This window comes from Bradyrhizobium sp. NBAIM14, from assembly GCF_020193895.1.
Taxonomy (GTDB): Bacteria; Pseudomonadota; Alphaproteobacteria; order Rhizobiales; family Xanthobacteraceae; genus Bradyrhizobium; species Bradyrhizobium yuanmingense.
Genome location: NZ_JADYVQ010000014.1, coordinates 1 through 12408, shown reverse-complemented (window position 1 = coordinate 12408; position 12408 = coordinate 1). Strand labels below are relative to the sequence as shown.

The window sequence follows — 12408 nt, the reverse complement described above, 5'->3', positions numbered from 1 at the left end:
CCAAGGACCGTTCGTCGATGGCTTCCGATCCGCGCAATCTCAGAATAAAGGTCCAGGCGGATCGTCTGCCAGACGTGAGCAACAAGGCTCAGATCTCGCTACGGGTAAGCGCCGTCATCGATGGATCCGACGGAGCGCTTCTGACGGACGCGATCGGTGAGATCCTGCCCTGGAAGTGGCGCCTGGCGGATGGCAGCGGGACCTGGAATCCGCACGACGTCACCGCCTGGCGATTCTGGCGCATCGTCGACGTGACCGGAGTTCCTACCATCCAGGATCTGGATGCCGGAACCATCGTCACGGCGGCCGCCAACGCGCCGGCGGATTTCGATCTTCCCGGCGCCGACGGAAGCAGGCGCTTTCACCGCCGGCTCGAGGAGGAAATCACCTCGATCGTCAACACGAGTGGCCTCGAAGCTGCCCTGTGCATGCCGGCGGGTACGGCAGAGGTGACTGGGCGCACGGTGTTTGGGCTTGTCGAAAGCTTGACGGGATTGCCGAACCCGGTTCCGGTTGCCAACAAGGTGTTCACCGTATTCACGATCGACCCCGCGCCTGACAAGAGCACCACTTTCATCGCGGCACCGTTGTTCGGTCCGACCGGCGGCGGTACCTACACGCTCGATCCGGCCGGTCCCACCGTGATGTCGGATCAAAACGGCGACTTCTGTCGCGTCGACCTTGTACCTACGCCTGGTCCTGGTTCCGCGCCCATGTTCGCGGACGGGTCCGTCGACATGCGACCGAGCTTGTCATGGGATGATCTCAGTCCGTCCGGCGATCCCCAGCGGCTCATCGACATGGAGACCATGCTGATCAAGAGGCCAGCCGTCGGGCACGGCTTGACCGATGAGGACTGGGCCGCCTCCCTCTCACGACGGATCGCCGAAGTCGTTGATCCGTGGGCCCGTGTGTTCGGCGTGCTGGATGCCACCGTGACGAGCGAAATCACGAAGGTGGCGGGCGGCGACGAGCTGCGACGCGCGCTTGCCCGGGATCTCGCCTCACAACCGACGCCAAAGTTTCTCGTGGCGCTTGATTCGATTTCATGGTGGGTCGTGGGCAGGCGCAGCGCCGCTTCCGCGATTGCGCTGCCACCCGGCTTCTCGATACTGGAAGGCCTCTCCCTCCGCCAAGCCGACTTCTGGAATCTCACAGCGGCCCTGATCCTGGGCGCCGCCGAACGTGACCCCGGAAGCGTCAGCAACAATCCGCGCCGCGCCCGCTTTGCTTCCATCAATTCACGCAGGTTGAAGGGGCTGCTCGGCTTGCCGCTCGATCCGCCGGGCTCGGCCATCGCCCCCGAAATCGAGAGCATCGAGTCAGACGATGGCCTGCGGAAGTTCGTGGCACGCAATTGGCTCGGCGGACCGGATCTTTCGTCCGACGGTCCTCATCCGCTGCTGATCGCTGCGCCTCGCGTGATCGGCGCACGGACATTGACTTTTCCCCCCGACGCTCAAGCGTTCGGCCCTGGAGCCACCCAACCAGTTTCGGGCGCCGTGCTGGATCTCGGGCCAGCCGCTTCCGCGGCCCCCATCGCGCCGGCGGCACCGACGAAAGTGGCGTTCGATCTCGCTCTCACGCCACCTGCAGGCGATTTCAAGCTAGTCGTCGCGTTCCTGACGGCACCAGGTCGCCCGATCCCACCCGAAATTCGTATCGCCGGGACGGCGGCGTCTGCCACGTTGGACGTTGCCATTTTTCAGGATGGCGCCTCCGTCATCGCAACGACGCTCGCGCGTGGAGCGACGATCCGCGTCGAGATCGCGATCATCCGACCTGACGCAAATGCGGCGGTCACCGTCACGCTATCGGCCGGCGGTTCCACGCCTGTGCCGGCCGACCGTCTGCTCGGGGCAGCCTTCTATCTGTCGATGAAGGCAGAGGTTTCAGACATTCCGGACGTTGCCATCGTCATGCCCGACGCGACTGCAACGCCGCTACGTACCGCGTTGGACCGCATCACGACCGGACCCGGCCTTCGCGCCGATCTCGCATTGGCCGTGATCGGGCCGTACATTCCTGGACTGACGGCCGGACGATTGACATGGGACGCGCCCCAGCCCCAGAACGAGCAAGATGCGGCTGCGGAGCTTCCACTCGACGAGCGGCTGATAGCCAGCGTTGCCGCCCTCGTCGGCGCCGAGCGTGCCGACGGCAGCCGTCCCGCCGCGTCATTGTATGATCTGATCATCGGTGCAGCACTCACCGACGCGGGACTCGCGGCTGCCAATCCCGGGAGTGATGAGGAGAAACTTGCCAATTTGCTGAAAGCCGTCGTCGAGGCCGCTCGCCGCGATGCCGTTCGTCTCGCCGGCCGCCTCGTGCCATCAGCCACAGACGAGTCAGGAGGCGGCGATGATTCCAGCCGCCGCCTCACCGTCGATTCGCCTCCACTGGTTTTCCGCTTCGACCAGCTCCAGAGCATTGCCGGTGCCGCCGACCTTTGGACCCGGCTGTCTGGTGTGGGAGCCCTGATGGCCCGTACCGACACCTTGAGCGATCCGATCCAAGCGTGGCGTAGCCTCAACGTTGCCACGCTGCATGCCCCCGACACTTCGTCGCAAGGTTCGGCGCGAGCTGCGCTCAGTGAAGCCAATGCGGTGATGGTCCGTAATCTTGCCTGGGCCGGCGGAGCTATCGTCGATCCGGTCCCGCTGCAGGTCGGAGAGATCGGCGGCATACGCGCTGCCTTGCTTTCATACGACAATCGCTCGCCGGTGGCCGAGATGGCCACCGATGCCGCGCTAGACAACGTTCCATCCTCGTACGCGCGCCGCATCGAAGCCTATCGCTTTCCGCCGACCACGGGCGATGGCGCCACCGACTATCGCCTGTTCGCGCTATCATTCGGCTATGCCTTCCACGTCGTCCCATACGTCATCGGTCACGGCGGGACCCTACCTCCGATCTTGCGGAATGATCCCAATGATCCATTGACGATCCGGCCGATTGAAACGATCGGGCCGCTCAAGGGACAGGTCAAGATCGCAACAAACACGGATGCGGTGCGTCGGTCAGCGCTCTACCGACGAACACGTCCAATCGGCGCGCCAAGGCTTGCGGGCGACCGATCCAAAGCGATTCCCGACGGCGTCGTGCCGCTCGCCGGTGAACTACCGATACGGCCAGCCCCCGTGACCATCGGAGGCGATGTGCAAGGACGTTTCTTCCTCGATCGGCAAGGACGTGCCGGCGTCCTCGAAGTCCGCGCCGGTCCCGACCCGGGTTTGCGGATCGACATCGGCCGCATGGAGTGGCCTGAAACAAACGAAGCGCGTAAGCTGTCCATCACGTTCCGGGGCCGCTCGGGGCCGAGCGAAGCCATCACCGACCTGCTGACATTGACGCACGACGTTGGCAGAAGCGGAGCGATCCGGGTCGAAGCGTTCACGACCGTAACGACGATCGCCGCGGGAGTTGACGAGCCCGAATGGGCCGAGGATGAGTTTGATTTTGCGGCGGCAACGCAAGACTTGCAGCTGCCCGCCAGCGACATCGCGCAATGGCGAGACGTCCTGATCATTATCGCGACGGACAAGGACGTCGACATCGAACCCCCGATCGTCACACCGATCGTCAGTCAGCTCGACAGTACGGGAAACTTCGCAAGCGTCGCTGTCGGTAAGCCGCGAATTGCGCCGGAATCGGGCCATCAGATGCGCGCGACCTACGTGCTCGACGGCATCCAGGTCGGCGCCGCGACGGGCGCTCGCCAGATGACGATCCGATTGCAACGACCGACGGTGGAATTTGGTACTTACGGGCGATGGGTCAACCCTCCCCTGTTCGACGATCGAGTTGTGGCCAACCGACCGGTCGTTGCCAAGGCGCTCGACGCCGCGCTCGGCGTAGCAACGAGCCCAAACAAGACCAAGGACGATCGGTCCCTCGATGATCCGGCCGTGACACAGTTGTACGGTGAACTGGTATGCATCTTTCCAACTTTTCGGAAGTTCAAGATGGCAGCAGTCGGAGCTGCCTGGACCTCCCTCGAGGACGTGCTCGGCTTCGATGGCTCTGGCCGTCGCCATGTCGCGCCGATGCCGTCCATGACCATCAAGGTCGATCCAAACGGGCGGGAAGGTCTGACCGGCGATACTGCCACACTCTTGCCGGGTCGTATCTACGAGTTGCGCGTCTATGCAGGATTGCCGGACAAGCAAGACAAGCTTTGCCCTTTCACGCGCGACCAGCGGCTTTCGGCCGCCGTTAAGGCCACGCTCAGACACTGTCCGATCGACGCGAAGATGCGGCTGGCGGGCCCCCTGGTGCTGACGCTCGAAGTTGCGACCGAAGCCGTGCCCGAGATCTTGGGAACACAGCCGCTGAACATCGACCTGCGCCGCGCCCCCGAATATGCCGAGCAGGCATGGATTTCATTGACGGCGGCGTTCACAGGAAGAACGTCGACGTATCCGGCTTTGCGCTATTGCCATCTCGCTGCGCTCGAATCGCAACGCTGGAGCTGGCGCGGCAGGCCGCAGGACGACCAATGGTACCGGTTGGCCACGACCGGAGCTGAGGCAATCGACCAACCCCGGTATCGGGAGCTGTTCGACACATCGTTCTCGGACCGTCGCAACGATGACGTTGGCGAAATCTTCGAACGTCGCATCGAGCGTGCCCATGTCTATGGCGGATTGAGGCGGCGCAGCGATCCTGCCCCAAGCAACCCCATTCCGCGCCTGTTCGACAAGAGCCTCGACTGGCGTGGCGGCATGAATTTGTGGCGCTTCGGTCTTCGCATCGTAAGCCGCTACAAGGCTATGCGGCCTGGACGGCCGGAATTCATGCGCTCCAGTCATCGGGGGCCCAACGGCAGCGCGATCTGGCAGAACAAGGTGCTGGCCGATCGTTCCAACGACCGTCGTCCCAAACGTCCGGGTCTGGCGATCGTTCTGCCACTGACCGAACGCGCCATGGCGTGGGGAACCGTTCCTCCGCTCCTGGCCTTGTTTAACGAACCGCTCTATCCGAATTTCCATGTCGGAGATGGCATCGACGCCATGGTCGAAATGGCCCGGCATCCGATGACACGAGCCGAACGAAAAACGCGTGTCGCGACGATCGATAAGCTTTTGAATCCATCGGACGGCACCGCTCCGCCGACCGGAGAAGCGCTCGACAGATTGGTTGCGGAACGAGCCGCCCTCCAACGCAATATCGACGCCGGCACCGACGGGCCGACAGATGCCCTCAAATACTGGCAGGAGCACGGCCCGGACTCGATCCGGAGCGCAACCGGCTCCGGCGGCGCGATCATACCGCTGCGTATCGACGGCCCCATCGGCTACACTTTCGACCTCGCAACAGAGGCCGGGCGTTTCGATCACGCCGGTTTAATGATTACACCCGTCAAACCCGACATTGTTCCCTGGTCGTTCGTGAAACTGAAGTTTCGTCGTTTCGAGGCTCCGGAGAGCATCGACCCTGCGACCGCCCTCACCGGCCAGGGCCTGGCTCCAGCATCGTACAATAAATTCTATTGCGAACCGCGCCTTCTGGCGATGAACGATGGGTCCAACCGCTTCCGGCTGTCCAACAGCCGCAAGATTATGCGGGACTTTGCGCCGGAAGACTTCAAAGACCTCAAGGACGTCGTCGGCAAGGGCATCTTCCCCGCCGAGCACGAAGGGCTCGCGATCGACATTGCCAGCACGGAAGACCTGGACGGCTCGGCGATCCGGTTTCAATTCACTGACGACAGCGACAGCGAGTTCGTTCGTATCACATTCAGCGTGAAGGACGACGGCGCAAAACGGAGCATTGCTTTCCAATTCTTCACGCAGTTAGGCGATGCCGGCACCTGGACGCTGGACGTCCCGGCCGGCGGCGACGTGCGGTTACGTCTGATCGTGTCGGCCCGGGACAAACCGGAGAAAGGCGAAACGTACAAGCCGGCCGGTGACATCGCGGTGCGCGCCCGAATCGCACGCGATACGACGGATGAGATTCTGTCACCGAGCGAAAATCGCTGGCTATCGGTGGCGTGCCTGCCGCTGACCAGTGCAATCGAGGTTCCCATCAATCAGCCCCTCACGATGGTCATGAAGGCGACGGGAGCTCAGGCGGCCGTTTCGCCGGCAAGGCTTTCTACGTTTACACCATCGCTGTGGTGGCAGTTTGCCGAGCCCATGTCTCTGTTCGACGCCGTCATCGACGGAGTTGCGTCGACGGTGTCGACGGATGATCTCATCGCCTCGGTGACGGGGACCATAGTCTCAATCGAGCGCAAGCCCACGGCGCAAGGACCGTTGCAGAAACTGCAATCGCTCGCGCCAGCGGCGGATCAGCAGGCGGGAGAGCTCGAGGAAGTCCTCGTGCTGGTGCTGACACGCAACATCCACGATGCGCTCGATCGCGTTCGGGAGCGCCCGGTCGCGGTCAAGCTCTGGGACGGGACGTCCACATCGCTGAACCTCGTCAAACCAGACTGGCCAACATTCGAGGATCCGAACGAGGGGCCAAAGCTCGGCGATGGCGGGCAGATCCGCTTCCTGCGCATTCTGCGTCCAAAGACGCGCGCGATGGGCGGCTATCTCGAGACCGCGCCGTCGTTTCCGTTGGATTTCTTTCAGTACGAAACGATCGAAGGAGACCTCGACATGAATCCTCCGGACGCCAAAGGAATGGTGCTCGGAATGTCGATGCCGATTCCGTGGAAGCACGTGTGACGCGTCCAGGCATTCGTCAATCGTGACTTACGAGACTAGTGGCAGAATGCTCATCATCGGGGGACCAAATGGTTGAGGGGGACGTGGAAAGGCTCGCCAAAATTATTTTGGGAGAAACGAGCGGATTGACCGCAAAGGGAACGGACTCAGCAAAATCGTTGGAACGCCTCTGGTCGGTCGTCGCCGGCATTGCAGTAACTGCGCGCTGGAACGGGCTTCAGGATCAAATGAAAATCGCCGGCAACATGCTGTCTGCCGACGAAGCGGCGAACTACACGATCATGAAGGCCGTTGCCGAAAAGATCTCGCAGAACCGCTACGACGGTGCCGTCGCATTGCCCAAGCAAGCAACGCTCTGGCAGATCGACCGAAATGGCGCGCCATCGAAGGACGTCGGCACGCCGCCCGACTGGATCTACAAGACCGGCACAACCGAGGGCCTCGAATTCGAGGACAAATCAGGCCTGACGTACCGCCTCTATGGAACGAGCGAAGAGGCTCCCGGCAAACTTGGCCTCACCTCGTCGTATAGCCTAACTGGCCTGGCGCCGCGATCATGGAGCGTTCCCAAGCCGGTGAGGATAGCCGCATGGTGGCTCGGTTCGATCGCGGCCTTGATCTTCGTTTTCGGTGGCATCTCGGCCATATGGTCGGGACAGAGCGACGGCAATGCAGGGAGCCAACTCCGAAATCTCGACATCCAGTACCGTGTGCTCGACAAGCTGGCCGACAATTGCATCTCGGATGCAGCTCTGCTTCCCAACTGGAAGCGGAGCGTTTGCAGCTTCCTTGATGCCGGCGGCAAGTACGTGAAGCCAGCCGCAGTTGCCCCTGCCGCGCCTCCGCCGGCCGCCCCACCGGCCGCTCAAGTGCCGCCGGCCGCCCCATCGCCTGCGCCGGCCGCTCCCGCCCAGCCGATCGTTCCGTACGGACCGAAGGTCGGAATGGCTCTCGCTACGATCCGGAGCTGCCTCGACCATGGGCCTTCCGCGCCGGACACAAATGCTGCTTCACCGTCGAAGAAGCCGCCAGAAACAGATGGCGCGGCCGCAACGGACGCGACGTTGTCGTGCGAACTTGTGGTGCGTAGCGCAGTCGATGCCGGCATTATCGCGGTCACGCCGAATACGTCCATTTGGTCCGGCATCGCGAATGCGCTTCTCGGACTGCGAGACACTCCCGGCACGCGGTCGATCATCGTGCAATTTCTGGCGATGACCCTCGGTATTGCCGGACTCGCCATCGCGCTCGGCCTGGGGACCAAGGGGCGCATGGTCGGCATCTGGGTCGACGAGCGTAACCGCGTATCCCTGGCGCGGGCGCAGGTGACGCTCTGGACCATCGTTGCACTTGGCGGCTTCGCCACCGCGGCGCTTTTCAATGTTGGCCTTGGCGGACCAGGTACGTTCCCACAGGTCCCGGCATCCATCGCCGCCGCACTCGGGATCGCCTTTGCCTCACCGATGATCTCCGCGTTAATCCTGAATACGAAGGCATTCGGAATGGCCGGCTCGCCGTCGGATCAGATCACGACGATCGGTGGGAGGCCAAAGAACAGTAACGACCAGTCCGATCGTGGCCTGCTGACGGGGTCGAGTGACTCTTCGGCCGTCGAAGTCCGTTCGGACCCGACGATGGCGTCTCTTGCCGACGTCTTCGTGGGTGAACACGTGGCCGACTCGGGCGACGTCGATATTTCCCGGCTGCAGAATGTCGTGCTCACCGTCACCCTGGTCCTGGGCTATTTCGCGATGCTCGTCGAGCAACTCCGCGGAATCGCACCAGACGTGCTGCTGACTGGAATCCAGAGCCTGCCCGACCCCGGAGGTGCCTTCACGTCGGTGCTGCTGATCAGTCACGCGACTTACCTAGGGACGAAAGCCTACAAGGGGAGCGGGAAAGGCGACACAGCTCACTAGCGTTCACCATTGAGGACCCTGCTATGCCCGACTCGAATGCAGCAGCACTGATAGGTCTGGCTTTGACCGCAGCCGGTTTTGCCTTCGGCCTCTATCAGTATCGGATGAATAGTGAGCAGGCGAACTTGACCCGGCAGCGCGATCGCGCGCTGGCGGCATCCGACCAAACAAAGGAATTCTTCGAAGATGGGGACGTGCGTTTCGTCATGCGCCTTTTGGACTACGGCAACGCCCAGTTTTGGAAGGAAGACACGCTGAAGGGCCAGACCTTCGACGTCCGTGACCTGCCCACCGCGCTCGCCGTCCACTGGAAGCCAACTGAAGAAATCGAAAAGAAAACATTCACGGACCAAAATCTGGCCGTCCGCTCCGCTTTCGATAACTTTTTACTCTGGCTGGAGCGGATCGAACATCTCATTCGCTACGACGTTATCGGGACCATCGGCTTCGGCGAGCTCTTCTCGTATTGGCTGGTCCTGCTCGGCGAAATCCCGCAACCCGGTGACAGGATCAATCATCTCTCCAATGAGGGGCGTGCCGCGCTTTGGGAGTACATTCGAGCCTATGAGTTCAATTCTGTCGTTCGCCTTTTCGCGCGCTACGGTCGCGCCGGCCCCGTCGGAAGAGATGGATTCCTTCCCCGCAAAACGACCTCGAAAGAGAACGTCTGAACACGGCACGCCGTACACGCCCTCCACTCCCGTCATTGCCTAGAACGATTTACCTAGAGGAGAAGCAGCAACAATGCCAAACATAAGCCTGAGCGGGAAAGCCATTGATGGCGATCCAGATAGGTACTGGATTAATTTATTCGCCGCAGATAGCACCTGGCAGTCCGGCGAACCTGGGAATGCGACCAACGTATCGACGACGAAACAGGGCAAGTGGCTATCCAAGCCAATCCCCGACAAGGGCGTGTATGCAAACGACACAGCCGGCAAGGTCGTGTTCTTCTTTCGCAACCTCGACCCGTCGACGGTGAAGATGGGAGATCGGGGTCAGGGGCACGCCTATGAAACAGCCCGTGCGATCGATTGGCACGTGGATAGCCTGTAGCTCCGGCGCGCCGGCGTCTCGACGGCCTAGGCTGACCTCCCGCTCAGGCGCTTGCCTCGAAAGGTTATCGTCCGAATGTCGAAAAACGGCGGATCGCACCGTAAGCCTTTGATAGCGAAGTTTCGCCTTTGAAGACAAGATGTTCGCCCAAAGGCGAGAAAAGAGTGCGTTCAGGCACCAGACAACCCAGACATCCTTTTCGAGTAAGATGTGCCGGACGACCTGAGTTGGACGCGGCAACGCCGAGCGCCTCTTGGCGCTCGGCGCCAGCCAGGTTTAGAACTCTATCCGACACGGAGTTCGCTTACCGGCTTGGCAAGCCAAGTCGGAAAGGAAGAAGCAGCGGACTTCAGCTCCTTCAGTTCGGTCAGGGTCAATTTCTGACTGACGGATCTCAACGCTCGTTCTGCCGTCTGTGGTCCCACCCAGGCAAGCGCACGCACTACATCACCTGCACGTCGGTTCGCCAGGGCAAGCTGCCAACGCGGTGCATGCCTGAGCTCCACGACTTGCTTACCAAGGCGGAGCCTGCGGGAAGGACCAGAGGTCAGATAAACCTGACGGACAGGTACTTGCGTCGTCAAACCAAGATGATTGGCCGCCACCGCGCCGCTGGAAACGATGATTTCGCCGCTGCGAACCTTGATTTCCTCGACGACTTTCTCGACTGACGGGGCTCTAATTCCGAAACGGCTTTCAACTGGACGCAAATATATCCCTCGTCTCGCGCGCAGAAGTCTTCCTCGCTCGAAGACGCGACAGAGCTTGATCGACGGCGGCACGCTTTCCAAGATGCAAAAGCGCCTTGGCAGCGATCGGCGCGCCTTCGGGCAATTCTTTGGTGGCTTCCAAAATCCGGGTGCTCAGGTGGGTCATGGCTCACGCTCCGGTGTCAGAAATATAAGAGAACTTCTGACACAAATTTATTAGATCTCTCTTTTTCCAGCAGGACGATTTCCTGCCTCTTCCCTTCCGGCGCATCGAGCGCGATCGCATTTTCGCGAGAATTACCCAGAAGAAGAGCGCGCCGCAAAGATGAACCGCAAGCGGGTCAACACCTGACATCCCATAACTGGTCGTCGTGCGCGCAGCGCATCGCCGCAGCGAAATGGCACCCGGGCCGCGTGAGCATAGCGACCCTCGGCGAAAGCGGAGGGACACGCGGGCCGAGTGCAGCGACAAGACCGGACTCTTGTGGCACCCGTCTGACGCGGCAGTGATAGCGGCGGCGGCTTGCCGCCGGGCCGCTTCAGCGAGTGCCCGGCGAGGAGCTCCTCAGCCCTTGCGCGAGGATCGTTAGACGCAGCCGAGAGGTTTGCCGCAACATGTAGGATCGCAGCCACGGCCGCTAGGATCCCGGCGAATTGCTTGCTGCAGCGTCTGCTTTGGGCTCGTCCGGAAGGCCGCGTACGAAGCTTATGGCTCGTTCCTGAAGTTCGGCCTCCAGCTTTGTCGCCTTGATACGCTCAACGACGAGATCGCGATTGAATGGCCGCGCCTTATGGTAACCCTCCACGAACTCCTTGTCCTTTTCCGACAAGCGAGCGAGCTTGGATACAATAATGTCTTCAGGACATGGTGCGACGGCAAGAACCTTCCTGTCGTCAACATCGACAGTTTTGGTAATCGCGCGTTTATTCCAATCCCCAGGAAGCCGTGCGGTATTCTCGTCGACACCGTCGATATAGAAGCCGTGCTCCCGATGGAATGTAGAGCCCTCGCCGTAGAGAGCATTGATCTCTTCTGAGGCCTCGGGATCATCTTCGGGATCCAGCTCCTTCTGCTGGATTTCCCATATTTTCGCGTTTTCCGGATAGGCGTCGATCTCACCAGAAGTGCGCAGGACGACGGGCGCATCAGGCCATGAAAGCAAGATGCTCTGGCTGCCAATGATGAAGACCTTGTCGGTTTTAAACAGCCGGGCGATCACCCTGACTGTCTCGACAAGATCTTCAATAGTTCGAACAAACGAGTTTTGTGTCACGCCGCCATCCGCGGAAGTGCCGCGGTCTGATGGATCGCAGATCTCTCTGCAATCCGCTTCGCCGCCTTCCAGATACGACGGCGCAGAGTGTCGTCCTCAAAATTGATACCTTCCGCCAAAACGAAAGGTGAGGACAGACGCAAACGCGTCATCTCTTCGTCGCGGCTCGTCAGACGGCGGCGTACCGTAGATGGAGGAAAGCCGAGCATGTCCGACCACTCGCGAACGAAAGTGTAGCCTTCGAAACGTTGCGAGTTATGGGCCAAAGAATCCTTGGCCCTTTCGACCAGCGACGGGTCGCGACCGATCTGCCGCGCGATAAGCCGATGCATGATCAGCTTCGCGGTGTCGTTCACGTATTCCCGGTTGATCCGGACGCTCATGGCTCTCGACCAGTACCTACTTCTCAGGACGGAAAATAGGGCATCTACCCTTAAAAATCCAGCTACTCACCAATCCCCTTGGACGGGGTATGTTCCCTATCCGTTCAAGTTAGCAGTTCCCATAAGCCCGGGCAACGGGGCGGACAGCTCGAACGAGAGCCAAGATTAACGGACCGACCCGCAAGCACCCCTCCAAGGTTTTGTAGAAAATAGCAAGCGAAATCAATATGTTATTCATTATGCAGCCTGTTCCACAACGGCTAATGGCCGATACCTCGGCGGCGCCCCCAGCATTTCTTGGCATTCCCATCCTGCTCATCCAGGCCTGCAACCAGCCCCGCCAAACGCCACGGCGTGGCTGTGCTGCCGCCCCTGGAACCACCCCC

6 protein-coding genes and 2 pseudogenes are annotated in these 12408 nt (G+C 61.1%); 4 read left to right on the top strand and 4 right to left on the bottom strand.

What is annotated here, in order from left to right; translation table 11 throughout:
• Nucleotides 1-17 precede the first annotated feature (17 nt).
• The 4 genes from I6F28_RS26525 to I6F28_RS26510 all read left to right on the top strand — a co-directional run bounded on the left by I6F28_RS26525 (nucleotide 18) and on the right by I6F28_RS26510 (nucleotide 9655).
• On the top strand, nucleotides 18-6680 hold the full coding sequence (locus I6F28_RS26525) for a hypothetical protein (RefSeq protein WP_225141941.1): 6663 nt from the start codon (nucleotides 18-20) through the stop codon (nucleotides 6678-6680).
• 83 nt (nucleotides 6681-6763) lie between these two features.
• A complete protein-coding gene (locus I6F28_RS26520) occupies nucleotides 6764-8599 on the top strand; it encodes a hypothetical protein (protein ID WP_225130083.1) in 1836 nt (611 codons plus the stop codon).
• Between the two features lie 23 nt (nucleotides 8600-8622).
• Nucleotides 8623-9270 carry a hypothetical protein gene (locus I6F28_RS26515; protein ID WP_225130085.1) on the top strand — a complete coding sequence of 216 codons (648 nt, stop codon included), beginning with the start codon at nucleotides 8623-8625 and terminating at the stop codon, nucleotides 9268-9270.
• A 73-nt stretch (nucleotides 9271-9343) separates the two neighbouring features.
• Nucleotides 9344-9655: a hypothetical protein gene (locus I6F28_RS26510; protein WP_225130087.1), complete on the top strand. Its 312-nt coding sequence runs from the start codon at nucleotides 9344-9346 to the stop codon at nucleotides 9653-9655.
• A gap of 79 nt (nucleotides 9656-9734) precedes the next feature.
• Here I6F28_RS26510 and I6F28_RS26505 read toward each other — a convergent pair.
• The 4 genes and pseudogenes from I6F28_RS26505 to I6F28_RS26490 all read right to left on the bottom strand — a co-directional run.
• Nucleotides 9735-9950 (bottom strand): annotated as a pseudogene (locus I6F28_RS26505) (nucleotidyl transferase AbiEii/AbiGii toxin family protein); the annotation flags it as partial.
• Nucleotides 9940-10531 (bottom strand): annotated as a pseudogene (locus I6F28_RS26500) (DUF6088 family protein). The pseudogenes I6F28_RS26505 and I6F28_RS26500, both read right to left, overlap by 11 nt.
• Before the next feature lie 472 nt (nucleotides 10532-11003).
• Nucleotides 11004-11639 (bottom strand): DUF6036 family nucleotidyltransferase, encoded by a 636-nt coding sequence (locus tag I6F28_RS26495; RefSeq protein WP_225130089.1) that lies wholly within the window; start codon nucleotides 11637-11639, stop codon nucleotides 11004-11006.
• Nucleotides 11636-12022 (bottom strand): hypothetical protein, encoded by a 387-nt coding sequence (locus I6F28_RS26490; protein ID WP_225130090.1) that lies wholly within the window; start codon nucleotides 12020-12022, stop codon nucleotides 11636-11638. The genes I6F28_RS26495 and I6F28_RS26490 overlap by 4 nt, the downstream gene beginning before the upstream one ends.
• Nucleotides 12023-12408 lie beyond the last annotated feature (386 nt).

Coding starts and splice junctions, on each gene's coding strand:
- I6F28_RS26525 (WP_225141941.1), top strand. CDS start 18: ATGGCTTCCGATCCGCGCAATCTCAGAATAAAGGTCCAGGCGGATCGT.
- I6F28_RS26490 (WP_225130090.1), bottom strand. CDS start 12,022: ATGAGCGTCCGGATCAACCGGGAATACGTGAACGACACCGCGAAGCTG.
- I6F28_RS26510 (WP_225130087.1), top strand. CDS start 9,344: ATGCCAAACATAAGCCTGAGCGGGAAAGCCATTGATGGCGATCCAGAT.
- I6F28_RS26515 (WP_225130085.1), top strand. CDS start 8,623: ATGCCCGACTCGAATGCAGCAGCACTGATAGGTCTGGCTTTGACCGCA.